The sequence below is a fragment of the Enterococcus sp. AZ015 genome, from assembly GCF_050499225.1.
GTDB lineage: Bacteria > Bacillota > Bacilli > Lactobacillales > Enterococcaceae > Enterococcus_D > Enterococcus_D entomosocium.
Genome location: NZ_JBMHEX010000001.1, coordinates 255,488 through 280,483, shown reverse-complemented (window position 1 = coordinate 280,483; position 24,996 = coordinate 255,488). Strand labels below are relative to the sequence as shown.

The 24,996-nt window shown below is 42.4% G+C and carries 39 protein-coding genes; 6 read left to right on the top strand and 33 right to left on the bottom strand.

The features are described from left to right. Nucleotides 1-36: 36 nt before the first annotated feature. The 29 genes from IGK85_RS01370 to thiD all read right to left on the bottom strand — a co-directional run bounded on the left by IGK85_RS01370 (nt 37) and on the right by thiD (nt 14,784). Entirely contained in the window at nt 37-975 is a 939-nt protein-coding gene (locus tag IGK85_RS01370) for a DNA-directed RNA polymerase subunit alpha (RefSeq protein WP_008376367.1), read from the bottom strand. Between the two features lie 79 nt (nt 976-1,054). Then, on the bottom strand, nt 1,055-1,444 hold the full coding sequence (rpsK, locus tag IGK85_RS01365) for a 30S ribosomal protein S11 (protein WP_005227104.1): 390 nt from the start codon (nt 1,442-1,444) through the stop codon (nt 1,055-1,057). Between the two features lie 27 nt (nt 1,445-1,471). Further along, nucleotides 1,472-1,837 carry a 30S ribosomal protein S13 gene (gene rpsM / locus IGK85_RS01360; protein WP_005227102.1) on the bottom strand — a complete coding sequence of 122 codons (366 nt, stop codon included), beginning with the start codon at nt 1,835-1,837 and terminating at the stop codon, nt 1,472-1,474. 17 nt (nt 1,838-1,854) lie between these two features. After that, nucleotides 1,855-1,971 carry a 50S ribosomal protein L36 gene (gene rpmJ, locus IGK85_RS01355; protein WP_002288710.1) on the bottom strand — a complete coding sequence of 39 codons (117 nt, stop codon included), beginning with the start codon at nt 1,969-1,971 and terminating at the stop codon, nt 1,855-1,857. Nucleotides 1,972-2,003: 32 nt separating this feature from the next. Then, nucleotides 2,004-2,222 carry a translation initiation factor IF-1 gene (infA, locus tag IGK85_RS01350; protein WP_002288695.1) on the bottom strand — a complete coding sequence of 73 codons (219 nt, stop codon included), beginning with the start codon at nt 2,220-2,222 and terminating at the stop codon, nt 2,004-2,006. A gap of 188 nt (nt 2,223-2,410) precedes the next feature. After that, nucleotides 2,411-3,055 (bottom strand): adenylate kinase, encoded by a 645-nt coding sequence (locus tag IGK85_RS01345; RefSeq protein ID WP_005227100.1) that lies wholly within the window; start codon nt 3,053-3,055, stop codon nt 2,411-2,413. Nucleotides 3,056-3,115: 60 nt separating this feature from the next. After that, on the bottom strand, nt 3,116-4,411 hold the full coding sequence (gene secY, locus IGK85_RS01340) for a preprotein translocase subunit SecY (RefSeq protein WP_005227099.1): 1,296 nt from the start codon (nt 4,409-4,411) through the stop codon (nt 3,116-3,118). Beyond that, on the bottom strand, nt 4,411-4,851 hold the full coding sequence (rplO, locus tag IGK85_RS01335) for a 50S ribosomal protein L15 (protein WP_003128016.1): 441 nt from the start codon (nt 4,849-4,851) through the stop codon (nt 4,411-4,413). The genes secY and rplO overlap by 1 nt, the downstream gene beginning before the upstream one ends. A gap of 40 nt (nt 4,852-4,891) precedes the next feature. After that, nucleotides 4,892-5,071, bottom strand: coding sequence for a 50S ribosomal protein L30 (gene rpmD, locus IGK85_RS01330; protein ID WP_003128015.1), 180 nt, complete (start codon nt 5,069-5,071; stop codon nt 4,892-4,894). Nucleotides 5,072-5,084: 13 nt separating this feature from the next. After that, a complete protein-coding gene (rpsE, locus tag IGK85_RS01325; RefSeq protein WP_003128014.1) occupies nt 5,085-5,585 on the bottom strand; it encodes a 30S ribosomal protein S5 in 501 nt (166 codons plus the stop codon). A 20-nt stretch (nt 5,586-5,605) separates the two neighbouring features. After that, nucleotides 5,606-5,962, bottom strand: coding sequence for a 50S ribosomal protein L18 (gene rplR, locus IGK85_RS01320; protein WP_005227097.1), 357 nt, complete (start codon nt 5,960-5,962; stop codon nt 5,606-5,608). A 57-nt stretch (nt 5,963-6,019) separates the two neighbouring features. Then, complete coding sequence (gene rplF / locus IGK85_RS01315) at nt 6,020-6,556, bottom strand: 50S ribosomal protein L6 (protein ID WP_005227095.1); 537 nt, start codon at nt 6,554-6,556, stop codon at nt 6,020-6,022. Between the two features lie 31 nt (nt 6,557-6,587). Next, nucleotides 6,588-6,986: a 30S ribosomal protein S8 gene (gene rpsH / locus IGK85_RS01310; protein ID WP_005227093.1), complete on the bottom strand. Its 399-nt coding sequence runs from the start codon at nt 6,984-6,986 to the stop codon at nt 6,588-6,590. A gap of 32 nt (nt 6,987-7,018) precedes the next feature. Next, entirely contained in the window at nt 7,019-7,204 is a 186-nt protein-coding gene (locus IGK85_RS01305; RefSeq protein WP_003128010.1) for a type Z 30S ribosomal protein S14, read from the bottom strand. 18 nt (nt 7,205-7,222) lie between these two features. After that, nucleotides 7,223-7,762 carry a 50S ribosomal protein L5 gene (rplE, locus tag IGK85_RS01300; RefSeq protein ID WP_005227088.1) on the bottom strand — a complete coding sequence of 180 codons (540 nt, stop codon included), beginning with the start codon at nt 7,760-7,762 and terminating at the stop codon, nt 7,223-7,225. 27 nt (nt 7,763-7,789) lie between these two features. Further along, on the bottom strand, nt 7,790-8,101 hold the full coding sequence (gene rplX / locus IGK85_RS01295) for a 50S ribosomal protein L24 (RefSeq protein WP_005232526.1): 312 nt from the start codon (nt 8,099-8,101) through the stop codon (nt 7,790-7,792). A gap of 35 nt (nt 8,102-8,136) precedes the next feature. Further along, nucleotides 8,137-8,505 carry a 50S ribosomal protein L14 gene (rplN, locus tag IGK85_RS01290; RefSeq protein ID WP_003128006.1) on the bottom strand — a complete coding sequence of 123 codons (369 nt, stop codon included), beginning with the start codon at nt 8,503-8,505 and terminating at the stop codon, nt 8,137-8,139. A gap of 60 nt (nt 8,506-8,565) precedes the next feature. Further along, nucleotides 8,566-8,832: a 30S ribosomal protein S17 gene (rpsQ, locus tag IGK85_RS01285; RefSeq protein WP_005232528.1), complete on the bottom strand. Its 267-nt coding sequence runs from the start codon at nt 8,830-8,832 to the stop codon at nt 8,566-8,568. A gap of 24 nt (nt 8,833-8,856) precedes the next feature. After that, nucleotides 8,857-9,045: a 50S ribosomal protein L29 gene (rpmC, locus tag IGK85_RS01280; RefSeq protein ID WP_005232529.1), complete on the bottom strand. Its 189-nt coding sequence runs from the start codon at nt 9,043-9,045 to the stop codon at nt 8,857-8,859. After that, nucleotides 9,035-9,469, bottom strand: a complete 435-nt coding sequence (rplP, locus tag IGK85_RS01275; protein WP_005226918.1) for a 50S ribosomal protein L16 — start codon at nt 9,467-9,469, stop codon at nt 9,035-9,037. The genes rpmC and rplP overlap by 11 nt, the downstream gene beginning before the upstream one ends. Before the next feature lie 2 nt (nt 9,470-9,471). Continuing rightward, nucleotides 9,472-10,128 carry a 30S ribosomal protein S3 gene (gene rpsC / locus IGK85_RS01270; RefSeq protein WP_005226916.1) on the bottom strand — a complete coding sequence of 219 codons (657 nt, stop codon included), beginning with the start codon at nt 10,126-10,128 and terminating at the stop codon, nt 9,472-9,474. A 13-nt stretch (nt 10,129-10,141) separates the two neighbouring features. After that, on the bottom strand, nt 10,142-10,489 hold the full coding sequence (gene rplV / locus IGK85_RS01265) for a 50S ribosomal protein L22 (RefSeq protein WP_003127973.1): 348 nt from the start codon (nt 10,487-10,489) through the stop codon (nt 10,142-10,144). A 23-nt stretch (nt 10,490-10,512) separates the two neighbouring features. Further along, nucleotides 10,513-10,791: a 30S ribosomal protein S19 gene (rpsS, locus tag IGK85_RS01260; protein ID WP_005226914.1), complete on the bottom strand. Its 279-nt coding sequence runs from the start codon at nt 10,789-10,791 to the stop codon at nt 10,513-10,515. Nucleotides 10,792-10,833: 42 nt separating this feature from the next. Continuing rightward, on the bottom strand, nt 10,834-11,667 hold the full coding sequence (gene rplB, locus IGK85_RS01255; protein WP_005226912.1) for a 50S ribosomal protein L2: 834 nt from the start codon (nt 11,665-11,667) through the stop codon (nt 10,834-10,836). Between the two features lie 39 nt (nt 11,668-11,706). Next, the gene (locus IGK85_RS01250) at nt 11,707-12,000 is read right to left on the bottom strand and encodes a 50S ribosomal protein L23 (protein ID WP_005226911.1); all 294 of its coding nucleotides are present in this window, start codon (nt 11,998-12,000) and stop codon (nt 11,707-11,709) included. After that, nucleotides 12,000-12,623, bottom strand: a complete 624-nt coding sequence (rplD, locus tag IGK85_RS01245; protein ID WP_005226910.1) for a 50S ribosomal protein L4 — start codon at nt 12,621-12,623, stop codon at nt 12,000-12,002. Before rplD ends, IGK85_RS01250 begins: the two co-directional genes overlap by 1 nt. 29 nt (nt 12,624-12,652) lie before the next feature. Beyond that, on the bottom strand, nt 12,653-13,282 hold the full coding sequence (rplC, locus tag IGK85_RS01240) for a 50S ribosomal protein L3 (RefSeq protein ID WP_003127967.1): 630 nt from the start codon (nt 13,280-13,282) through the stop codon (nt 12,653-12,655). A gap of 22 nt (nt 13,283-13,304) precedes the next feature. Next, nucleotides 13,305-13,613: a 30S ribosomal protein S10 gene (gene rpsJ / locus IGK85_RS01235; RefSeq protein ID WP_003127966.1), complete on the bottom strand. Its 309-nt coding sequence runs from the start codon at nt 13,611-13,613 to the stop codon at nt 13,305-13,307. A 340-nt stretch (nt 13,614-13,953) separates the two neighbouring features. Beyond that, complete coding sequence (gene thiD / locus IGK85_RS01230; protein ID WP_008376390.1) at nt 13,954-14,784, bottom strand: bifunctional hydroxymethylpyrimidine kinase/phosphomethylpyrimidine kinase; 831 nt, start codon at nt 14,782-14,784, stop codon at nt 13,954-13,956. 107 nt (nt 14,785-14,891) lie between these two features. Between thiD and IGK85_RS01225 the strand changes: the two genes are divergently transcribed. After that, the gene (locus IGK85_RS01225; protein WP_008376392.1) at nt 14,892-16,337 is read left to right on the top strand and encodes a PLP-dependent aminotransferase family protein; all 1,446 of its coding nucleotides are present in this window, start codon (nt 14,892-14,894) and stop codon (nt 16,335-16,337) included. Further along, nucleotides 16,321-17,046 carry a nitroreductase family protein gene (locus IGK85_RS01220; RefSeq protein ID WP_008376393.1) on the top strand — a complete coding sequence of 242 codons (726 nt, stop codon included), beginning with the start codon at nt 16,321-16,323 and terminating at the stop codon, nt 17,044-17,046. The genes IGK85_RS01225 and IGK85_RS01220 overlap by 17 nt, the downstream gene beginning before the upstream one ends. A 132-nt stretch (nt 17,047-17,178) precedes the next feature. Here the strand turns inward: IGK85_RS01220 and tuf are convergent, their stop codons facing one another. The 4 genes from tuf to rpsL form a co-directional block, all read right to left on the bottom strand. Beyond that, nucleotides 17,179-18,366: an elongation factor Tu gene (gene tuf / locus IGK85_RS01215; RefSeq protein WP_005226902.1), complete on the bottom strand. Its 1,188-nt coding sequence runs from the start codon at nt 18,364-18,366 to the stop codon at nt 17,179-17,181. A gap of 148 nt (nt 18,367-18,514) precedes the next feature. Then, the gene (gene fusA, locus IGK85_RS01210; RefSeq protein ID WP_005226900.1) at nt 18,515-20,599 is read right to left on the bottom strand and encodes an elongation factor G; all 2,085 of its coding nucleotides are present in this window, start codon (nt 20,597-20,599) and stop codon (nt 18,515-18,517) included. 80 nt (nt 20,600-20,679) lie between these two features. Beyond that, nucleotides 20,680-21,150 (bottom strand): 30S ribosomal protein S7, encoded by a 471-nt coding sequence (rpsG, locus tag IGK85_RS01205; RefSeq protein WP_003127957.1) that lies wholly within the window; start codon nt 21,148-21,150, stop codon nt 20,680-20,682. Nucleotides 21,151-21,220: 70 nt separating this feature from the next. After that, nucleotides 21,221-21,634 (bottom strand): 30S ribosomal protein S12, encoded by a 414-nt coding sequence (rpsL, locus tag IGK85_RS01200; protein WP_003127956.1) that lies wholly within the window; start codon nt 21,632-21,634, stop codon nt 21,221-21,223. Nucleotides 21,635-21,938: 304 nt separating this feature from the next. On the opposite strand from rpsL, the gene rpiA reads away from it, so the two are divergent. From rpiA to IGK85_RS01180, 4 genes are all read left to right on the top strand, one after another. Then, nucleotides 21,939-22,613 carry a ribose-5-phosphate isomerase RpiA gene (gene rpiA, locus IGK85_RS01195; protein WP_005226875.1) on the top strand — a complete coding sequence of 225 codons (675 nt, stop codon included), beginning with the start codon at nt 21,939-21,941 and terminating at the stop codon, nt 22,611-22,613. 151 nt (nt 22,614-22,764) lie between these two features. Beyond that, nucleotides 22,765-23,346: a recombinase family protein gene (locus IGK85_RS01190; RefSeq protein ID WP_035006379.1), complete on the top strand. Its 582-nt coding sequence runs from the start codon at nt 22,765-22,767 to the stop codon at nt 23,344-23,346. Between the two features lie 194 nt (nt 23,347-23,540). Then, nucleotides 23,541-24,227, top strand: a complete 687-nt coding sequence (gene gpmA / locus IGK85_RS01185; RefSeq protein WP_005226871.1) for a 2,3-diphosphoglycerate-dependent phosphoglycerate mutase — start codon at nt 23,541-23,543, stop codon at nt 24,225-24,227. Between the two features lie 101 nt (nt 24,228-24,328). Then, the gene (locus tag IGK85_RS01180; RefSeq protein ID WP_005232551.1) at nt 24,329-24,976 is read left to right on the top strand and encodes an SGNH/GDSL hydrolase family protein; all 648 of its coding nucleotides are present in this window, start codon (nt 24,329-24,331) and stop codon (nt 24,974-24,976) included. The last annotated feature ends 20 nt before the right edge of the window (nt 24,977-24,996 follow it).

The window sequence follows — 24,996 nt, the reverse complement described above, 5'->3', positions numbered from 1 at the left end:
GGTCAGACGAACCGAACTAACGTAATCGAAAACGGTTTAATCGTCTTTACGTAGTCCTAAACCTAAATCATGTAATTTCACTTTGACCTCTTCAAGAGATTTACGGCCTAAGTTTCTTACTTTGATCATTTCTGGTTCAGATTTGTTTGTCAATTCTTGTACAGTATTGATTCCTGCACGTTTTAGACAGTTGTATGAACGAACAGATAAGTCTAATTCTTCGATCGTCATTTCCAACATTTTTTCTTTTTGTGTTTCTTCTTTTTCAACCATGATTTCAGCGTTTTTCGCTTCATCAGTTAGGTTAACAAAGATGTCTAAATGTTCAGTCATGATTTTCGCAGACAAACTCATTGCTTCCAATGGTTCGATTGAGCCATCAGTCCATATTTCCATCGTTAATTTGTCGAAATCATCTCGACGACCGACACGTGTGTTTTCTACTTGGTAGTTGACACGACGTACTGGTGTATAGATTGAATCGACTGGAAGAACGCCGATTGGCATGTCTTCTTTTTTGTTTTCGTCCGCTTGAACGTAGCCGCGGCCAGGTTTCACTGTTAAGCGAGCATGGAACGTAGCACCTTCAGAAACGGTACAGATATACATATCTTTGTTAAGGATTTCTACATCACTATCAACGATGATATCGCCAGCAGTTACTGTAGCAGGTCCTGAAATATCAATTTCAAGGGTCTTTTCTTCATCCCCGTACATTTTCAATGCAAGACCTTTAATATTCAAGATGATTTGAGCAACGTCTTCCCGAACACCCTTAACAGTTGAGAATTCGTGTAAAACTCCATCGATTTGAATATTGGTGATTGCCGCACCAGGTAAAGAAGATAATAAAATACGACGTAGGGAATTTCCTAGTGTAGTTCCGTAGCCTCTTTCAAGAGGTTCCACGATGAACTTGCCATAATCTTTGTCTTCATCAATCTTTGCGATTCTTGGTTTTTCGAATTCAATCATTCTTATCTATTACCCCTTTCAAAACGAAAAGTGTCTTGTTCAATGACGTATTTGTTACACTCAAAATGAGCAGCACTCATTAAACACGACGGCGTTTTGGAGGGCGGCATCCATTATGAGGGACTGGAGTCACGTCACGGATCGCACTCACTTCCAAACCTGCTGCTTGTAATGAACGAATTGCTGCTTCACGTCCAGAACCAGGTCCTTTAACTGTTACTTCAACAGTTCTTAATCCGTGTTCCATTGCTGCTTTGGTAGCTGTTTCTGCTGCCATTTGAGCGGCAAAAGGAGTAGATTTTTTGCTTCCTTTGAAACCTAATGAACCAGCTGATGACCATGCTAATGCATTACCATGAGTATCAGTGATCATTACGATTGTATTATTGAATGTTGAGTGAATATGTGCAATACCCGCTTCAATATTCTTTTTCACACGGCGTTTACGACTCACTTTTTTTGCTGCCATGAAGTTTTAACCTCCTTCACTTAGGAATTATTTTTTCTTGCCTGCGACTGTTTTAGACGGGCCTTTACGAGTACGTGCATTGTTTTTCGTGTTTTGTCCACGAACTGGCAATCCACGGCGATGACGGATCCCACGGTAAGAACCGATTTCCATCAATCGTTTGATGTTTAAGTTCACTTCACGACGAAGGTCACCTTCAACTTTTAATTTATCAACTTCTGCACGGATAGCATCTGTTTGTTCATTCGTTAAATCACGAACACGAACTTCTTCAGACACGCCAGCGTCAGCTAAAATTTGTTTTGCAGTCGTGTTACCAATACCATAGATATAAGTAAGTGAAACGACCACACGTTTATCACGAGGAATATCTACTCCTGCAATACGAGCCATATTTGTTACACCTCCGATTATCCTTGACGTTGTTTATGTTTTGGATTTGCTGGGCAAATCACCATAACGCGTCCTTTACGACGAATTACTTTACAATGTTCGCACATTGGTTTTACTGATGGTCTTACTTTCATGATAATACCTCCTGTGGTTTTACGGAGTACAATTATTTAAAGCGATAAGTAATGCGGCCACGGTTCAGATCATACGGGGATAATTCCACCGTTACTTTGTCTCCAGGTAAAATACGAATGTAGTGCATCCGGATCTTACCAGAAACGGTCGCTAGAACTTGGTGTCCGTTTTCCAATTCTACTTTAAACATTGCATTCGGCAAAGTTTCGACGACTGTACCTTCGACTTCAATCATATCTTCTTTTGCCACGCACAGTACCTCCTTGTACTTGTGATTTTCACACGATAAAATGGCGGAAACTCGGTTCCCACCTGATATTCTCAAACTATGCTCCTACTTAATAAAAAGTAGAAGTCGGACTGACATATTCTATCATATCCTGTCAAAGATTTCAAGAGAAAGTTTTAAGCTGCAAGTTGGACTCGGGCAATCTATGATTAGTCAATGATCTTTTGAACATCTTCGAATACAGCGTCGATGTCGCGATCCCCATCAATCGATTGCAATAACCCTTTGTCTTTGTAATAAGTCAAAATTGGTTCACTGCTTTTGATATTGACAGCTAGACGATTTTTGACCGTCTCAGGCTTATCATCTTCACGCTGGTAGAAGTCATGACTTCCACAACGATCACATGTTCCTTCCTCTTTGGGAGGATTGAACAATTTATGATAAGTTGCCCCACAATTGCGGCACATGAAGCGGCCGGCTAAACGTTCTACAAGAACTTCTTCAGGAACATGAATATCAATAACGGCATCAAGTTTTTTGTTAAGGTCAGCAAGCATCTCATCTAACGCTTTTGCTTGATCCAATGTACGAGGAAAACCATCTAATAAGAAACCTTTCTCGGTATCAGGTTCAGCTAAACGTTCTTTAACGATCCCATTTGTAACCTCATCAGGAACTAATGCGCCTTGATCCATGTATGATTTTGCTTTAAGGCCTAGTTCTGTTTCGTTCGCCATCGCAGCCCGAAACATATCGCCTGTTGAAATATGAGGAAGACCGTATTCAGCAACGATACGTTCTGCCTGAGTACCTTTTCCAGCACCAGGTAATCCCATTAAAATGAAGTTCATTCTAATTCCTCCTGTAAGTTTTTGAATAGTGTTGAGGAAATCCTCAACACTTCAATAACTTTAATTGATGAAACCAGTATATTTCCGTTTCAGCATAAGCCCTTCTAACTGCTTGGCAGTATCAAGTGCCACACCGATAATGATCAATAGACTCGTTCCACCTAGTCCGATCGATTGCGGTAAATTCCAAGCCATCTGAGCAATGATTGGAAGTAAAGCAACCAATCCTAAAAAGATCGATCCAACCGTGCTTAATCGCATCAACAAACGCGATACATATTCTTCTGTTCCTTTACCAGGACGCACACTCGGAATGTAACTTCCTTGTTTTTGCAAGTTTTCCGCTAATTTCTCAGGGTTCACTTGAACAAATGCGTAGAAGAAGGTAAACGCAACAATCAAGACAGTGTAGATGATCGCACCCGGTACAGTATTGTAACTAAAGATCGTTTGCACCACTTCGTACCAAGTTTCTCCTCTATATGAACTACCTAATGCTTGAATGATCGCATTTGGTGTTGTAATAAAAGAACTGGCAAAGATAACTGGGATAACCCCGGCAGCATTTACTTTCAAAGGAAGGTAACTGCTGGTAGGCGCTCCTGCTACCCGTTTTGTATATTGGATCGGAATCTTGCGTTCTGCCTGTTGAACATACGTTACTAAAGTAATGACGATCAACACAGCAATCACAAGCAGCGCCATAAAGATAGCATTTAGCCAGATATCCGATTGATCCACGTTAATGAAGTAATCTTCAATCAATTCTTTGATGCTTGCTGGTAAGCGTGAAATGATCCCCGCAAAGATGATCATTGACACACCGTTTCCGATACCACGCTCGGTGATCTGCTCTCCTAACCAAGTGACTAACATCGTTCCGGCTGTTAAAATCAGTCCGATCACGATATAGGTTGCCATATTAGGATTGTTTACAAACCCGAGTTGAGTGTAATAGTTAAATCCAGCCGTTAATGTCATGGATTGGACAAAGCCTAATACCAACGTCAAGTAACGTGTTGCCTGATTTAATTTCTTACGACCCACTTCACCTTGTTTCGACCATTCAACAAATTTAGGGACGATATCCATCTGCAACAACTGAATGACAATTGAGGCAGTGATGTAAGGCGAAACCCCCATCGAGAAAATCGAAAATTGTTGCATGGCGCCACCACTTACCAAGTTTAACATGTTTAAAAATGGTAGATCCGCGATGGTATTTAGGCGACTTGCGTCTACGCCTGGCACAGTAATATGTGTTCCCAGACGAAAGACAAACAAGATTAAGACGGTGAACAATATTCTGGATCTAATATCCTTAACCTTAAAGGCATCCTTCAATAGTCTGATCATTAGATCACCTCGATTGATCCACCAGCAGCAACGATTGCTTCTTCAGCTGCTTTTGAGAATTTAGCTGCTTTCACAGTCAATTTCTTCGTTAATTCTCCGTTAGCTAATACTTTGATTCCAGCTTTTTCGTCTTTGACGATTCCAGCTTCGTGTAAAGCAACAGGTGTTACTTCAGCACCGTCTTCAAAGCGGTTCAAGACATCAAGATTGATGACTGCATATTCTTTGCGGTTCACATTTGTAAAGCCACGTTTTGGTAAACGACGGAACAATGGTGTTTGTCCACCTTCGAATCCTAGACGTACTCCGCCGCCTGAACGAGCTTTTTGACCTTTTTGTCCACGTCCAGCTGTTTTACCGTTACCAGATGAAGTTCCTCGTCCGACACGGTTACGTACTTGGCGTGAGCCTTCTGATGGTTTTAATTCATGAAGTTTCATAGGTTTGGCACCTCCTTAATCAAACTAGATCTGCTGATCCTTAGACCTCTTCAACGTCCACTAAGTGAGAAACAGTGTTAACCATGCCTTTGATTGCATCATTAGCAGGTTTTACAACTGTTGAATTCAACTTTGTAAGACCTAACGCTTTTACAGTATCACGTTGGTTTTGGGGACGTCCGATAATACTGCGTTTTAAAGTAATTTTCAATTCAGCCATTATAGTGTCCTCCTTAACCGATTAATTCTTCTACTGATTTGCCGCGAAGTGCTGCCACTTCTTCAGCGCGTTTTAATTGTTTTAAACCTTCAACTGTTGCGCGAACAACGTTGATTGGTGTGTTAGAACCTAAAGATTTAGATGTGATATCAGCTACCCCAGCTAATTCCAATACGGCACGAACTGGTCCACCAGCAGCTACCCCAGAACCTTCTACAGCAGGTTTCATAAGGATGCGTCCGCCGCCGAATACACCGATAACTTCGTGAGGGATTGTAGAACCAACCATTGGTACTTCCACCAAGTTTTTCTTCGCGTCTTCGATTGCTTTACGGATTGCTTCTGGTACTTCTTGCGCTTTACCAGTACCGAAACCTACGTGTCCGTTTTTGTCACCGACAACAACTAATGCAGCAAAACGTAGACGACGTCCACCTTTAACAACTTTAGTTACACGGTTGATCGCAACAACGCGGTCTTCTAATTCCAAATGTTTTGGATCAATATAAACCATGAATGGTGTTCCTCCTTCTCTTAAAATTCCAGTCCATTTTCGCGAGCTGCTTCAGCTAAAGCTGCTACACGGCCATGGTAAAGGTATCCACCACGGTCAAAGACTACTACTTTAATACCTTTTGCTGCTGCACGTTCTGCGACTAATTTACCGACAGCTTGTGCTTGTTCAGTTTTTGTTGCACCTGAAACTTCTTTGTCTAAGGCAGAGGCACTTGCTAGCGTCACACCCGCTACGTCATCAATTACTTGTGCGTAGATGTTTTTGTTCGAACGGAACACGTTTAAGCGTGGGCACTCAGCAGTACCAGAGATTTTGTTACGTACACGACGATGTCTTTTCTGACGTGTCTTGTTTTTATCTGGTTTTGTAATCACAATTTGTCACCTCTTTTAATTTTGCTAGCCTAAGCTGCTAGTCGTAAAGAATTACGACTATTTACCAGTTTTACCTTCTTTACGGCGTACAAATTCGCCAACATAACGAATTCCTTTGCCTTTGTAAGGTTCTGGAGGACGAACGCCACGGATATTGGCAGCCAATTCGCCAACGACTTCTTTATCTGATCCTTTAACGATCACAGAAGTGTTTGAAGGAACTTCTATTTCGATTCCAGCTGGCGCTTCGATTTCAACTGGATGAGAGTAACCAACGTTCAATACAAGTTTTTTCCCTTGTAATTGAGCACGGTACCCAACCCCGATTAATTCTAACGCTTTTTGGAAACCTTCAGAAACACCAACAACCATGTTGTTGAAGTTTGCACGGGTAGTTCCGTGGATAGTTTTCATTTCTTTACTATCATTTGGACGAGTGAATGTTACTTCGTTTCCTTCGATATTCATTGTGATATCAGAAGAGAAAGTACGTGTTAATTCACCTTTAGGTCCTTTAACTGTAATGTCGTTTCCGTTTTGCTTGATTTCAACACCAGCAGGAAGAACGACGATCTTATTACCGATACGACTCACTTAGAGGCACCTCCTTGTGGAATATTTTAAATTACCATACATAAGCGACTACTTCGCCGCCAACATTTTTTGCTCTAGCTTCTTTGTCAGTGATTACACCGTCAGAAGTTGAGATAATCGCGATTCCTAGACCATTCAATACTTTTGGTACTTCGTCAGCTTTGACATAAGCACGCAAGCCTGGTTTAGAGATACGTTTTAAGTTTGTGATAACACGTTCACCGTTTTTACCGTATTTAAGAAATACGCGGATCACGCCTTGTTTGTCATCTTCAATGTATTCAACATCGCGGACGAAACCTTCACGTTTCAAGATTTCAGCGATATCACGTTTGATTTTTGAAGCAGGTACTTCTAGGCTTTCGTGTTTAACCATGTTTGCGTTACGCACGCGCGTTAGAAAATCTGCAATTGGATCTGTCATGACCATGGGATAATTTACCTCCTTTATGCGAGTATAGTTTACCAGCTAGCTTTCTTCACGCCGGGAATTTGTCCTTTATAGGCAAGTTCGCGGAAGCAAATACGGCAAAGATGAAATTTACGATAAACTGAATGTGGACGTCCGCAACGTTCACAACGAGTATATTCTTGCGTTGAGAATTTAGCAGGGCGTTTGTTTTTAGCAATCATTGATTTTTTAGCCACGTAGTTCGCCTCCTTTTTTTATTTTTGGAATGGCATGCCTAATTGTGTCAACAATTCACGAGATTCTTCATCTGTGTTTGCTGTTGTTACAATCACGATATCCATACCACGTACTTTGTCGATCAAATCATAATCTACTTCAGGGAAAATCAATTGTTCTTTGATACCTAAAGTGTAGTTTCCGCGTCCGTCGAACGCTTTTTTGCTCACACCGTGGAAGTCACGGACACGTGGCAATGACACACTTACTAGTTTATCTAAGAATTCATACATTCTTTCGCCGCGTAGAGTTACTTTCGCACCGATTGGCATTCCTTCACGTAAACGGAATCCTGCGATAGATTTTTTCGCTTTTGTGATCAATGGTTTTTGACCTGAGATCAATTGTAATTCTTCAACAGCTTTGTCTAAGTTTTTAGCATTAGAAACAGCGTCACCGACACCCATGTTGATAACGATTTTATCAACTTTTGGTGCTTCCATGATTGAGCTGTAGTTAAATTTGTCCATTAATGATGGGACAACTTCTTTTGAATATTTTTCTTTAAGGCGGTTCATCTGTTAGCCCCTCCTTCCTTCATCAGATTATTTATCAAGAACTTCTCCGGTTTTCTTAGAAACGCGGACTTTTTTGCCGTCAACTTCTTTGTAACCGACACGCGTAGCTTCACCGTTCGATGGATCAACCACCATCACGTTAGAAACATGAATTGGTGCTTCCATTTCAACGATTCCGCCTTGAGGAGCAGTTTGAGAAGGTTTTTGGTGTTTTTTGACAACATTGACACCTTCAACAACGACTTTGTCATTTTTAGGAAACGCTGCTAGCACAACGCCTTCTTTGTTTTTGTCTTTACCAGTGATAACTTTAACTTTATCGCCTTTTTTAACAAACATGTTTGTTTCGCACCTCCTTTAGATAAGAATCACTATTACAATACTTCTGGTGCTAGGGAAACGATCTTCATAAAGTTGCCTTCACGCAATTCGCGGGCAACTGGGCCAAAGATACGAGTTCCACGAGGGCTCTTATCGTCACGGATAATAACCGCAGCATTTTCATCGAATTTGATGTATGAACCGTCTGTACGACGAGCTCCTGATTTAGTACGAACGATAACGGCTTTAACGACGTCACCTTTTTTGACAACCCCACCTGGCGTTGCTTGTTTAACCGTAGCAACAATCACGTCACCAATATTGGCAGTTTTACGACCAGATCCGCCAAGGACTTTGATCGTTAGAATTTCACGGGCACCTGAGTTGTCCGCCACTCTTAATCGGCTTTCTGCTTGGATCACGATGTGTATCCTCCTTTCAGATTTTGCAATTCACAATCTATATAGGAAAATCTCGTGTGATTAGATAATCACTGCCTTTTCAACAATCTCTACTAGACGGAAACGTTTCGTAGCTGATAATGGACGAGTTTCCATAATTTTCACGATATCGCCAACTTTTGCTTCGTTGTTTTCATCGTGTGCTTTGTATTTCTTAGAATAGTTCAGACGTTTGCCGTAGATAGGGTGGTTTTTCTTTGTTTCAACGACAACAGAGATAGTTTTATCCATTTTGTCTGATACCACGCGACCTTGGTAAACTTTGCGTTGATTTCTTTCTTCAGTCATACGCTAAATGGCCTCCTTCCACTATTACTTAACTTGTTCACGCAATACTGTTTTAATGCGTGCAATCGATTTACGTACTTCTTTGATACGTGCAGTGTTTTCTAATTGACCTGTTGCTAATTGGAATCTAAGATTGAACAATTCTTCTTTCAATTGTTTTTCTTGATCTAGCATTTCGGCAGTGGTTAATTCTCTGATTTCTTTAACCTTCATTCGATTCACCACCCATTTCCTCACGTTTTACGATCTTCGTTTTCACTGGTAATTTGTGAGAAGCAAGACGTAGCGCTTCGCGCGCAACTTCTTCAGGTACACCGGCAATTTCAAACATGATTTTACCACGTTTAACTGGTGATACCCATCCTTCAGGAGCCCCTTTACCAGAACCCATACGTACCCCGATAGCTTTGGCAGTATAAGATTTGTGAGGGAAAATTTTGATCCATACTTTCCCGCCACGTTTCATATAACGAGTCATTGCGATACGGGCAGCTTCGATTTGACGGTTTGTGATCCAGTGTGATTCAACAGCTTGTAAGCCGTATTCACCGAATGCTACTTCTTTTCCGCCTTTCGCTTCGCCACGCATTTTTCCGCGGAACTCACGACGGTGTTTTACACGTTTAGGTACTAACATGTTTATTTCCCTCCTTTCTCAGTGTTCTTTTTAGTTGGAAGAACTTCTCCACGATAAATCCACACTTTAACTCCTAGTTTTCCGTATGTTGTATCTGCTTCTTCCCATGCGTAATCAATGTCCGCACGTAATGTATGAAGTGGAACTGTTCCTTCTGAGTAACCTTCTGAACGAGCGATATCCGCACCATTTAGACGGCCAGAAACTTGTGTTTTGATTCCTTTAGCGCCAGAACGCATTGTGCGTTGGATCGCTTGTTTTTGAGCACGACGGAAAGCAACACGGTTTTCTAATTGACGTGCGATTCCTTCGCCTACTAATTTAGCATCTAAATCTGGTTTTTTGATTTCAACGATGTTGATGTGAACTCGTTTGCCAGTTAGGCTATTTAATTCTTTTCTTAGGTTTTCGACTTCAGATCCGCCTTTACCGATAACCATACCTGGTTTAGCTGTGTGGATTGAAATATTCACGCGGTTTGCTGCACGCTCGATCTCAACTGTAGACACAGCGGCATCAGCAAGTTTAGATGCGATAAATTTACGGATTTTCAAATCTTCATGTAGAAATTCAGCATACTCTTTTTCAGCATACCATTTAGCATCCCAGTCACGGATGATGCCTACACGCATTCCAATTGGATGTACTTTTTGACCCACTGATTGTCCCTCCTTATTTTTCTGATACGACTACAGTAATATGACTTGTACGTTTGTTGATCGGTGAAGCTGAACCTTTCGCACGTGGACGGAAACGTTTCATCGTTGGTCCTTCGTTTACGAATGCTTCAGAAACAATCAAGTTTTCAACATCTAAGTCAAAATTATTTTCTGCATTGGCAATAGCTGACATCAAGACTTTCTCGATGATTCCAGCTGCTTTATTTGGTGTGAACTTTAAGATCGCGATTGCTTCAGCAACGCTTTTCCCTCTGATTAAGTCAATAACTAGACGAGATTTACGAGGAGAAACGCGGACTGTTTTAGCAGTTGCTTTCGCTGATGTGATTTGTTCTGCCATTTTTGGATATCCTCCCCTCAAAATTAGCGTCTTGTTTTCTTATCATCGGCAGCATGTCCGCGATAAGTTCTTGTTGGTGCAAATTCACCTAATTTGTGTCCTACCATGTCTTCTTGGATGTAAACTGGTACATGTTTCCGTCCATCATACACAGCAATTGTAAATCCGATAAAATTAGGGAAAATTGTAGAACGACGTGACCAAGTTTTGATCACTTTTTTCTTTTCAGCGCCTTCTTGTGCTTCGACCTTTTTCATCAAATGGTCATCGACAAAAGGTCCTTTTTTCAAACTACGACCCATGGTGTACCTCCTCTCAAAATGTGCGACACACGGTCAAGTATATTACTTAGTTTTACGACGACGAACGATAAGTTTGTCTGATTTTGCTTTTTTGTTACGTGTTTTGTAGCCAAGTGCTGGTTGTCCCCAAGGAGAAACTGGTGCTTTACGTCCGATTGGTGCTTTACCTTCACCACCACCGTGTGGGTGATCATTAGGGTTCATTACGCTACCACGTACAGTTGGGCGTTTGCGCATCCAACGAGAACGACCGGCTTTACCGATGTTGATCAATTCGTGTTGTTCATTACCAACAGAACCGATTGTTGCACGACATGATGCTAAGATCATCCGTACTTCACCAGAGTTCAAGCGGATCAATACGTATTTGCCTTCTTTACCAAGTACTTGAGCACTTGTTCCAGCTGAACGAATCAATTGTCCACCTTTACCAGGTTTCATTTCGATGTTGTGGATAACAGTACCGACTGGAATGTTTTCTAGCGGTAATGCATTCCCTACTTTAATATCTGCATCTGGACCAGAAACGACAGTCATGCCAACTTCTAATCCTTTAGGTGCTAAGATGTATGCTTTTACTCCATCCTCGTAATGTACTAACGCAATGTTAGCAGAACGGTTTGGATCATATTCAATCGTTTTAACCGTAGCAACGACGTTGTCTTTGTTACGTTTGAAATCGATCAAACGGTATTGACGTTTGTGACCGCCACCTTGATGACGAACCGTGATACGTCCGTTGTTGTTACGACCAGCATTGTTTTTCAAAGGAGCTAACAATGTTTTTTCTGGTGTTGAAGTTGTGATTTCAGCGAAATCAGAACTTGTCATATTACGACGGCCGTTCGTGGTAGGTTTGTACTTTTTAATCGCCACGTCTTTTTCCCTCCCATGTAAAATTTATGCGTGAGTTGCTTATTCAGCAGCTTCGAAAATTTGGATTTCTTTAGAATCTTCAGTTAAAGTCACAACAGCTTTGCGACGTTTTTTTGTATATCCTGCATATTTACCCATGCGTTTGAATTTAGGACGAACGTTGATGATGTTCACGTTTGCCACTTTCACTCCGTCAAAGGCAGCTTCTACAGCTTGTTTTACTAAAGTTTTGTTAGCTTTTGTGTCCACTTCAAAAGTGTATTTCTTGTCATCCATGGCAAGCATTGATTTTTCAGTGATCACTGGGCGTTTAATAACGTCTAGTAAGTTCATTATGCAAGCACCTCCTCGATCTGAGTAAGAGCAGTTTGTGTCACTAACATTTTGTCGTTAGAAACGATGTCTAGCACACTAATGTTATCAGCAGTAACTACAGAAACTTTTGGCAAGTTGCGCGCAGATAAAGCGGCAAAGTCGTTTTCAGATTCTAAAACTACCAATACTTTAGAGTCAATTGTCAAGTTAGCTAAAACTTGTTTGAATTCTTTTGTTTTTGGAGCATCAAAGCTTAATCCTTCTACTGCTACCAAGTTATTTGAAGCAACTTTTTCTGACAATACAGATTTCATTGCTAAGCGACGAACTTTTTTAGGAAGTTTGTAGCTGTATGAACGTGGTGTTGGTCCGAAGACTACGCCACCTCCACGCCATTGTGGTGAACGGATTGAACCTTGACGGGCACGTCCAGTTCCTTTTTGGCGCCATGGTTTACGGCCACCGCCACGAACGGCACTGCGGTTTTTCACAGCGTGTGTTCCTTGTCTTAATGAAGCGCGTTGCATGATGATTGCATCATAGACAACTGATTCATTTGGTTCGATTCCGAAGATTTCTTCGTTCAATGTAATTTCGCCATTTTGGCTTCCATCTTGTTTGAATAATGCTACATTCGGCATTCCTTAGTTCCTCCTTTCTTCCTATCTACTTATTTAGCTTTCACAGCTGATTTGATTGTAATCAATGATTTTTTCGCGCCAGGTACATTACCTTTGATCAAGATAACGTTGCGTTCTGCGTCTACGCGTACGATTTCCAAGTTTTGGATCGTGATGCGATTTCCGCCCATACGTCCAGCAAGACGTTTGTTTTTAAATACACGGTTAGGTGCAACTGGACCCATTGATCCAGGACGACGGTGGTAACGAGAACCGTGAGCCATTGGTCCGCGGCTTTGTCCGTGACGTTTGATAACGCCTTGGAATCCTTTACCTTTCGAAGTGCCGGTTACATCGATGATGTCTCCTGCTTCAAAAATATCAACTTTGATTTCTGATCCTACTTCTAAGCCCTCTAGCTCTACATTCTTGAATTCGCGAATGAAGCGCTTAGGAGCCGTGTTTGCTTTTGCAACATGACCTTTCGCAGGTTTGTTAGACAAAACTTCACGCATATCTTGGTAGCCGACTTGAATTGCTTCGTAGCCGTCATTTTCGATTGTTTTCACTTGTAGCACTACGTTTGGTGTAGCTTCTACTACAGTTACTGGAATCAATTCGCCAGATTCAGTGAAGATTTGAGTCATTCCCACTTTTTTCCCTAAGATTCCTTTGGTCATGATTACACCTCCATCTTAATTATTATAGTTTGATTTCGATATTAACACCGCTTGGCAAGTCTAGCTTCATTAAAGCATCAACAGTTTTTGGTGTTGGATTCACAATGTCGATTAGACGTTTGTGTGTACGCATTTCGAATTGTTCGCGTGAATCTTTGTATTTGTGCGTCGCACGGATGATCGTGTACAAGCTGCGTTCAGTTGGTAATGGAATTGGACCAGATACGCCAGCTCCAGTTCTCTTTGCAGTTTCTACGATTTTATCCGCTGATTGATCTAAAATACGATGTTCATACGCTTTTAAACGGATACGAATTTTTTGTTTTGCCATTGTTTTCCCTCCTTCGCCTATTTTGAAAAGTAGACATAGCTCCACGAAAATTTTCCGTCACGCTCGTCCATGGCAAAGCGTCCGGGCGTGTCGCAACCTCTCGTTTCGTAGCCGGCAGAAAATTTCTTTGCTGCCAGTGTGACTTACGTATTTACGTAAACAGCACCTTTATGATTATATTACGGATAAACATTGATTGCAAGCTTTTTTTATGGAAAAACCGGGATTCTTTTGCATTTCTTTCAGAAAATTTTCTTTTGTTTTCGAAACACAGAAAAAGAAGCATTGTCCGCTTCTTTTAAGTGCTTCTTCAATTCCTATTTATATAGAAGAAAACCTGCTATTGCGGCGCTTCTTCCTTCATACGTCCTTGGGCGTGGGTATAGGCACCATGCCACACATGGCCCACATAGGGATTGATGACCACGCCTTCTTTGATTGCTGCTGTGACAAAGGCTTTCGCTAAGCGAACACTTTCCACGACGGGTTTGCCTTTTGCAAGACCGGCAGCGATCGCCGCTGAAAAGGTGCAGCCTGCTCCGTGATTGAAATCAGTAGCGATTTTGCCACTTTCTAACAAGAGGAAGGATTCTCCATCATAAACAAGGTCAATGGCTTTTGCTCCTGGCAAGCGATGACCACCTTTGATCACGACGTATTTAGCACCTAATTGATGGATTTTTTCAGCAGCTTGCTTCATGGCTTCCACACTCGTCAAATCCCCCAAACCCGAAAGAATCCCCGCTTCTACTAAATTAGGAGTGACAACATCTGCTAAAGGCAACAAATGCGTGATGATGGCATCGACACTTTTTGGCTGTAAGATTTCTGCGGTCCCTTTGCAAGCAATGACGGGATCGATCACCACATTTTTGACTTGCTGTTGTTGAATCATCTTCGCTGCTTGCACAATATTGTCTTCATTGCCTAACATCCCCGTTTTAAGGGCATCCATCGGATCACCTGCAAAAGCGGAGATCAATTGCTTTTCAACAAGTGCTGGTTCCATTGCTGTTACTTCATGGCTCCAACCCGCTTGTGGATCCATCGTGACGATCGAAGCAATCGTGGCAAAACCAAAGACACCATACTCCTGAAACGTTTTTAAATCTGCTTCGATACCGGCACCTCCGGTTGAATCAGACCCGGCAATTGATATTACTTTTTCCATCTTCCTCATCTCCTTGTGCTTTTTGCTAAGTATAGTCAATCTTCCCCTTGACGAAAAGAGCCATTTGGCTTATTTTTAAACCATCCAATTGAAAAAGGTGGTGCAGGATGGCTTCATCAAGTATCGACAAACAAAAGAAACAACCGATTTACCAGCAGATCGTGACCCATTTTATCGAAGAGATCCAAGCGGGAACCTATGGGCCTGGGGATCGTTTACCACCAGAGCGCAGCCTTGCTCAGACTTTTGACGTCAACCGTTCCACCGTCGTCAAAGCGTTAGATGAATTGAAGAGCTTAGGATGGATCGAACGAAAACAAGGCAGCGGCTCTCGCGTATTGGAAGGTCGTTGGGGGAACCGACAAACACCGCTTTCTTATTTGCGCTCGTCTTTAAGCAGCCCTTACTTGCAGCAAGACCCTTACGTTCAACAGATTCAGCACTTGCGCACCGAGAAGGATGTGCTGGATCTGTACACAGGTGATCTACCTGCCGATCTGATTCCCGACTTCACGTTTCCCGCCTTTACATGGGAAGAGATCCGCAAAGAAAGCACCAAAGTATTACCGACTGGTTATGAGCCTTTGCAAGAAATCTTATTGCAGCACCTTGCTGATTCCTTCAATTTGCCCACCAGCGGTCAAAAACTAGTAATTACTGCCGGTTCGACGCAAGGAATCACTTTGCTGATGCAAGTCTTATTGCAGACGGGGGATTGTATCGCGACAGAGGACCCTTCTTTCTTGTTCTCTCTCCCCTTGTTTTCCACGATGAATGTCCAGTTGATTGGGATCAAACAAGATAGCGAAGGGATGCGACCCGCCGCGTTGGAGAAAGTGCTGAAGGAAAAGAAGATCAAATTCGTCTATCTGAACCCCACCTTCCAAAACCCAACGGGCCATACTATGAGTGAGCATCGGCGCCAAGCGATCATCCGCCTTTGCCAGACCTACCAAGTACCGATCATAGAAGACGATGTTTTTAGCGAGTTGGCTTTTGATGAAGTACCGCCCAAGCTAAAATCCATGGCTCCCGAAACCGTCATTTATTTAGGCTCGCTTTCAAAATTACTTGGGTCATCAATCAAAATCGGCTGGCTTTTGGTGCCAGAAGCGTTAGCCGCCCAATTTGCCCAAGCGAAAAAACGGATGGCGATCGATACCACGATCTTCCCGCAAGTCCTTGCCAACATCGCCTTACGCTCCTCTGATTACCACCAACAGCAGCGGACACTGCTTGCAGAAATGGCCCAGCGCCAGCAAGACCTACTCCAACTCTTGCAGGCATTTCAGGAGGATTGGCAATGCCAGCCGACGAAAGGTGGTCTTTACCTGTGGTTGACTTGGCGTCACCGCACGTTGACCCGCAAAGATTGGTCGCGCTTTTTGGCGAACGATTGCTTAGTAGCACCTGCGTTTCTTTTCAGTAACGATACGAATGGCTTGCGTTTGAACTATACCCGCTTAGCCAAAGATGATTTACCACGATTTCAAGAACGATTCACAAAAATCACCCAACAGTTAAAGGAGCAAACCTATGAACGAAACCATTGAGCTTTTGCACAATCATCGCACTTACCGACAATTTGACCCTGACTACCGCTTGAGCCAAGAACAAGTAACCGCGATTTTGACTGCCGCTCGTCAAGCACCAAGCTGGATGAATGGGCAAGCCTATTCGATCCTGGTGATCGACGACCCGCAGATCCGCCAACAAATGGTCGAATGGAATCCCGGCAATCCTCATATCGCAGCAAGTTCGCTCTTTCTGCTGTTTCTCGCAGATTTAAACCGAACCAAAAAAGTTGCTGACGAAAAACAGACCCCTTATCCAATCGATGAGGGCTATCAGCCATTATTGATCGCCACCACTGATGCCAGCATTGCTTTACAATCTGGTGCGATCGCTGCTGAATCACTGGGCTTAGGTACCGTCATTTCCGGCAGTGTCCGCAAAGACAGCGCCAAAATCGCTGAATTGTTGCACTTACCGGAATATGTCTACCCTGTGGCTGGCTTGAGCATCGGTAAACCAATCGTAGAAATGAAGGTCAAGCCTCGCTTGCCAGAAGAAGCGGTCATTCATTACAACCAATATCAGGACTATTCTTATGAGGCGATCGAAGCCTACGATCAAACAATGACTGATTTTGGAGAAGCTCGCGAGACCAAACCATGGTCAGAAAAATTTGCTGGGTTTTACAGCAATCGCCCTGACCAAGGATTTGACGCCTTCTTGAAGAAGCAAAAACTAATAAAATAAAAAGCACCGCTCTCTTTAGCTTCGATGAACCACAGTGGATTCGTCAACGCTAGAGATGGCGGCTCTTTTTTGGTTCTACGAGTCAAAAAAAAGAGCAAAAGCGCGTACGCTTTTGCTCTTCGATCAATCAAATTAAGCTTGGATTGAAGTTACAACGCCTGAACCAACAGTACGTCCGCCTTCACGAATTGAGAAACGAGTTCCGTCTTCGATAGCGATTGGGTGGATCAATTCAACGTCGATTGTTACGTTATCACCAGGCATAACCATTTCAGTTCCTTCTGGTAATTCAACAACACCAGTTACGTCAGTTGTACGGAAGTAGAACTGAGGACGGTAGTTAGTGAAGAATGGAGTGTGACGTCCACCTTCTTCTTTTGTTAAAACGTAAACTTCAGCTTTAAATTTTGTATGAGGTGTGATTGTACCAGCTTTAGCTAATACTTGTCCACGTTGGATGTCTTCACGAGCAACCCCACGTAGCAATGCACCAATGTTATCCCCTGCTTCAGCATAGTCTAACAATTTACGGAACATTTCAACACCAGTTACAGTTGTTTTAGCAGTTTCTTCAGCAATACCAACGATTTCAACTTCGTCACCAACGCGAACTTGTCCACGTTCAACACGGCCTGTAGCAACAGTACCACGTCCAGTGATTGAGAATACGTCTTCGACTGGCATCATGAATGGTTTGTCAGTGTCACGTTCTGGAGTTGGAACGTATTCGTCAACTGCAGCCATTAATTCCATGATTTTTTCTTCGTATGAAGCATCGCCTTCAAGAGCTTTCAAAGCAGAACCAGCGATTACAGGAACATCGTCGCCTGGGAAGTCATATTCTGACAATAAGTCACGAACTTCCATTTCAACTAATTCTAGTAATTCTTCGTCATCAACCATATCCATTTTGTTTAAGAAAACAACGATGTATGGTACACCAACGTTACGTGATAACAAGATGTGTTCACGTGTTTGAGGCATAGGACCATCAGCAGCAGATACTACTAAGATCGCGCCGTCCATTTGAGCAGCACCAGTGATCATGTTTTTAACGTAGTCCGCGTGTCCTGGGCAGTCAACGTGAGCATAGTGACGTGCTTCAGTTTCGTACTCAACGTGAGCAGTTGAGATAGTGATTCCGCGTTCGCGTTCTTCTGGAGCGCCATCGATTTGGTCGTAAGCTGAAGCTTGAGCCAAACCTTTTTTAGATAATACAGTTGTGATAGCAGCTGTAAGTGTAGTTTTACCATGGTCAACGTGTCCGATCGTACCAATGTTTACGTGGGGTTTAGAACGGTCAAATTTTTCTTTTGCCATTTTAAAATGTTCCTCCTAAAAATGCAGTTTATTTTTTATATTTGATAGGTAGGGAGCCGCAGCTCCCCATCCCTTATCATCGATAATATTGTACACGAAACTCAGAAAAAAATATAGCTTTTTACTTAATTTCCTATACTTCCATCAATTATTCAGCTTTGCCGCCGTTTTTCTTGATGATTTCTTCTTGAACAGATTTTGGTACATCTTCATAGTGATCAAATGTCATCATGAACGTACCGCGACCTTGTGTTGATGAACGAAGTGTCGTTGCGTAACCAAACATTTCAGCTAATGGCACGATTGCGTTCACGATTTGTGAGTTACCGTGTGCTTCCATTCCTTCTACGCGTCCACGACGAGCAGTTACGTGACCCATAACATCACCTAAGTAATCTTCTGGTACAGTGATAACTACTTTCATCATTGGTTCAAGAATTACTGGATTTGCTTTCTTCGCTGCAGCACGTAAAGCCATAGAAGCTGCAACACGGAAGGCAGTTTCACTTGAATCGACATCATGGTATGAACCATCATAAAGTTTTGCTTTGATGTCTACTAATGGGTAACCGGCTAAGACACCGTTCGCCATTGAGTCTTCAAGTCCTTTTTCAACTGCTGGGATGTATTCACGAGGAACCACACCACCGACAATCGCGTTTTCGAATTCGAAGCCTTTACCTTCTTCGTTTGGTGTAAATTCGACCCATACGTGACCGTATTGACCTTTACCACCAGACTGACGTACAAATTTACCTTCCGCTTGTGTTGCTGCACGGAATGTTTCACGATAAGAAACTTGAGGCGCACCTACGTTTGCTTCAACTTTAAATTCGCGACGCATACGGTCAACTAAGACGTCCAAGTGAAGTTCTCCCATACCAGCGATAACAGTTTCGCCTGTTTCAGCGTTTGTTTCCACACGGAATGATGGATCTTCTTCAGCAAGTTTTTGTAAAGCAACCCCCATTTTATCTTGGTCAGCTTTTGATTTAGGCTCAACAGCGACTTCGATAACTGGTTCTGGGAATTCGATTGATTCAAGGATTACTGGTGATTTTTCATCACATAGTGTATCCCCAGTTGTTGTGTCTTTCAAACCAACAGCAGCGGCGATATCGCCTGAGTATACTGTTTGGATTTCAGCACGTGTGTTGGCGTGCATTTGTAGGATACGACCGATACGTTCGCGTTTGCCTTTTGAAGCATTCAATACGTATGATCCAGAGTTCAAGATACCTGAATACACACGGAAGAATGTCAAACGACCTACGAATGGGTCAGTCATTACTTTAAATGCTAATGAAGCAAATGGTGCTTCATCGTCAGCCGGACGATCAGTTTCTTCGTCTGTTTTAGGATTGATCCCTTTAATCGCAGGAACATCAAGTGGTGAAGGCAAGTAGTCGATGACTGCATCCAACATCAATTGAACCCCTTTGTTTTTAAAGGCAGATCCACAAAGAACAGGGAAAAAGTCAACAGTCAATGTTGCTTGACGAATACCAGCTTTCAATTCTTCTTCAGTGATTTCTTCACCTTCCAAGAATTTCATCATTAGTTCTTCATCAGTATCAGCAACAGCTTCGATTAATTTTTCGCGCCATTCTTCAGCTAATTCTACATATTCTTCAGGAATTTCAGTCTCTTGGATTTCAGTTCCTAAGTCATTTGTGTAGATTTCAGCTTTCATTTTTACTAAGTCGATAATACCAGTAAAGTCATCTTCCGCACCAATTGGTAATTGGATTGGGTGAGCATTTGCTTGTAAACGATCATGTAAAGTTGATACAGAGTATAAGAAGTCTGCACCAATTTTGTCCATTTTGTTACAGAATACAACACGTGGTACGCGGTAATCTGTCGCTTGACGCCAAACTGTTTCTGTTTGAGGTTCTACACCTGATTGTGAGTCCAACACAGTTACAGCACCATCAAGTACACGCAATGAACGTTGCACTTCGATTGTGAAGTCCACGTGTCCTGGTGTGTCGATGATATTTACGCGGTTTTCTTTCCATTGCGCAGTTGTCGCAGCAGAAGTGATTGTGATCCCACGTTCTTGTTCTTGTTCCATCCAGTCCATTTGAGAAGCACCTTCATGTGTTTCACCAATTTTATGGATTTTACCTGTGTAATAAAGGATACGTTCAGTTGTCGTTGTTTTACCAGCGTCAACGTGGGCCATGATCCCGATATTACGAGTTTTTTCTAGCGAAAATTCTCTTGCCATTCTAGGTTGTTCCCCTCTCATTCTTACTTAACTTAAGCTAAGGTTGTCTCAGTACCTTCCAATAAAAAGCAGTGAGGATCTTACCAACGATAGTGAGCAAATGCGCGGTTGGCTTCCGCCATTTTGTGTGTGTCTTCGCGTTTTTTCACAGAAGCACCAGTGTTGTTTGCTGCATCCATGATTTCTTTTGCAAGACGTTCTTCCATTGTGTGTTCGCCACGCAAACGAGCGTAGTTTACCACCCAACGAAGACCTAGAGTTGTACGACGTTCAGGACGTACTTCTACTGGTACTTGGTAGTTAGAACCACCGACACGGCGAGCTTTAACTTCCAATACAGGCATAATGTTTTTCATTGCTTGTTCGAAAACTTCCAATGGATCATTTCCTGTAGATTCTTTGATAATGCCAAAAGCATTGTAGATAATATTTGCAGCAACACCGCGTTTACCATCAACCATTACACGGTTGATCAAACGAGTTACTAATTTTGAGTTATAAATAGGATCTGGTAAAACATCACGTTTTGCAACAGGACCTTTACGAGGCATCCGTAACTCCTCCTTCCGAGATATCAGTTCTGATTTAAATAAGATTCATTTGATCTGTTTGTCTTAAAGATTAAGCTTTAGGACGTTTTGTACCATATTTAGAACGAGATTGTTTACGATCGTTAACACCGGCAGTATCCAATGCACCACGAACGATATGGTAACGTACCCCTGGTAAGTCTTTTACACGTCCACCACGTAACAAGACCACGCTGTGTTCTTGTAAGTTGTGTCCGATACCTGGAATATAAGCTGTCACTTCAATCAAGTTTGACAAACGAACACGCGCATATTTACGTAGAGCTGAGTTCGGTTTTTTCGGTGTCATAGTTCCCACACGAGTAGCTACCCCACGCTTTTGAGGTGAGTTAACATTCGTTTGAGCTTTCTTGAAACTGTTATATCCTTTGTTCAATGCTGGTGAATTTGATTTTTCAACCTTGGATTTACGAGGTTTACGTACTAATTGATTAATTGTAGGCATCCCTAGTTGTCCTCCTTCCTTGATTCGCTTTATAGTCCCACACATCCAGGTGGTTCTTTTTTTGCGATAAAAAATAATGCATTCTCTGCATTCATATCAACTATGCTTTGATAGACAGTCAGCACGTCTCCAACGAGAGACCTGTAGATAAAGCACCTTTGATAGAATATCATGCTTATTCTTACCTGTCAAGTATCCTCCCAAGCTTTTTTCAAAAGAAATCTGTTACGAAAAAATCCGCAAATTTTGCGCTTCTTCCTATATAATAGAGACAAAGCATTTATTTAAAAAAGGCGGGAAGAAAATGAACCTAAAAGAAATGGTCGGCATTGAAGCGGCTAGTTATGTAAAAGATGGCATGGTCGTTGGCTTGGGCACTGGCTCAACAGCCTACTACATGATTGAAGAACTGGGTCGACGTGTAAAAGAAGAAGGTCTATCGATCACTGGTGTCCCAACTTCTTGGGCATCGAAAAAACAAGCAGAAGGATTAGGTATCCCGATTCGCACCATCGATGAAGTGGACGCTGTGGATCTAACGATCGACGGTGCAGATGAGATCAGCAAGGATTATCATGGCATCAAAGGCGGCGGTGCAGCCCTTTTATTCGAAAAAATCGTGGCGTCTAACTCCAAAAAAGTTTTGTGGATCGTTGATGAATCGAAAATGGTCGAAACACTTGGTGCCTTCCCGTTGCCAGTGGAAGTGATCCCTTATGGCAGCCAACAGCTGTTGCGTCTGTTCGAGAAGAAAAACTACCATCCAAAACTGCGTCTGAATGAAGAAGGCGAACCTTTAAAAACCGATTGCAGCAATTACATCATCGATCTTCATCTAGAAACGATCACCGCTCCTACTGAGTTGGCACAGGAATTAGATGCTACAGTGGGCGTGGTTGAACACGGTCTGTTTTTGGATATGGTTCATACGATCATTGTCGGATTGCCTGAAGGACCGAGTACCAAGCACGTTAGATAAAGGAAACAAAAAAGGAGAAGCAAAAATGCTTCTCTTTTTTTCGTTATTTTTCTTCAATCGACTTAATTTTTATTATTTTTTGTGCAAATTACCCTATCATTTAAGAAATAATTATGATACATTCAATAAAAAGGGAAAGGTAGGAGGGTTTATGAAAATCATAGGCTATGCTCGTTCAACGATCACCGATAACTCAACAAGTGAACAATTAAACAAGCTCGAAGAATTTGGGTGTCATGAATTTTTCCATGAGACATTTAGCGTGGAAGAAAGTGAAGAAAATCATTCATTGGAGTCAGTGGTGGCACAAATGCAGCCCGGTGACACCTTAGTCGTTACGGAACTGCATCGTTTAGGGAAGACGACCAGACAGCTGACCGATCTCACGGATCTATTAAAACAGCGAGAGCTTCATCTGGTTTCACTGGCAGAACAAATCGATACCCGCGGTCCGATGGGACAGGTTTACTTCAATTTGATGGAAGGACTTGCGATCATGGAACGCTCACTCATCAAAGAGCGCACGCTGGTCGGCTTAAATAAAGCCCGCAAAAAAGGCAAAATTGGCGGTCGTCCAAAGATCGATCAAAAAACGATCAAAAAAATCCGTCAATTGTACTACGAAAAAAAAGAAACGATTCAATATATTTCTGAAAAATGCGGTGTTTCTGTAGGTACATGCTATAAATACATAAAATTATCCGAAGAAGAATGGAACAAGTTACGTTCATAGTTGTCGACTCCCCCTAGAACAGCATGAAACAAAAGCGGTCCTCTTTTTAATGATCCCCTTTTGTTTTTCCTTAAGAATGGCGTTTTCCCCCAGCTTTTCCTCCAAAACCATGGAAATTCTTTGAGAAAGAGTGTACAATAAATACGGAATTGAAAATTTCAGAAAAATATCGAATATCTAAAGGAGAGTTTTACATGCCAAAATTAGTATTTTCTCGTCATGGACTAAGCGAATGGAACAAATTAAACCAGTTTACCGGTTGGGCTGATGTTGATCTAGCGCCAGAAGGTGTCGAAGAAGCAATCGAAGGCGGACGTAAAATCAAAGAAGCAGGCATCGAATTTGACGTTGCTTACACATCTGTTTTAACTCGTGCCATCAAAACTTGTAATTACATTTTAGAATATTCTGATCAACTTTGGGTACCAACGATCAAATCATGGCGCTTAAACGAACGTCATTACGGTAAATTACAAGGTTTAAATAAAAAAGAAACTGCTGAAAAATACGGTGACGAACAAGTACACATCTGGCGTCGTTCTTACGATGTTTTACCTCCATTGATGGAAGCTTCAGATGAAGGTTCTGCTGCAAACGACCGTCGTTATGCAATGCTTGACCCTCGCGACGTACCTGGTGGAGAAAACTTAAAAGTTACTTTAGAACGTGCATTGCCTTTCTGGCAAGATGAAATCGCCCCAGCATTAAAAGACGACAAAACTGTCTTAGTTGCGGCTCACGGAAACTCTCTACGTGCATTAGCAAAACATATCGAAGGTATTTCTGACGAAGATATCATGGATCTTGAGATCCCAACTGGTCAACCACTTGTTTATGAATTGAACGATGATTTGACTGTTGCGAAAAAATACTACTTATAAGCCTCGCTTATCGCTGCCCTTTTTAACCAAAGGGCAGTTTTTTTATTGGCATTTTCTCCCCCCTCTTTTATAATTGAGGGCATACTCGAAAGGAGCTTATTATGAAACTAGTCAAAAATGATACCGTTTTATTTTTAGGTGACAGCATCACAGATTGCGATCGTGATCGCCAAGACCCCCACGATTTAGGACATGGGTTTGCCCGTCTCGTTGCCGATCAGCTGGCAGAGAAATTCCCCACTGCGGGCTTTACCTTTTATAACCGCGGGATCGGCGGCAATAAAGCTGCCGATGTCTTAGCCCGTCTCCAAGAAGATTGCCTCCAATTAGCGCCTGACGTCTTGGTCTTTATGATTGGGATCAACGACACGTGGCACAATGCCGGTGGTCCCGATTTTGGTTCAGAAGCTGCGGCAACGTCCTTTGAGGCAACCTACCGTCAAATTCTGGAACAAGTGACCCAACAAGGGATCACGCGTATTTTCTTGCTGGAACCTTTTGTATTGCCATATCCTGAAGATCGCCAAACCTGGCGGATCGATCTTGATCCGAAAATCCAAATCGTTCGTCGCTTAGCTGCCGCCTTTCATTGTCAACTGCTGCCGCTGGATGGCTTGTTTGCCGAAGCATCCGTCGCTAGCTCCCCACAGGCACTGACAGGCGATGACGGTGTGCACCCTACTCCTGCAGGACACGCCTTGATTGCGAATCAGCTAATGGCCCGTTTGGCTTTTTCTTCTGAAGGGTAAATAAACAGACCGCTCCGCGA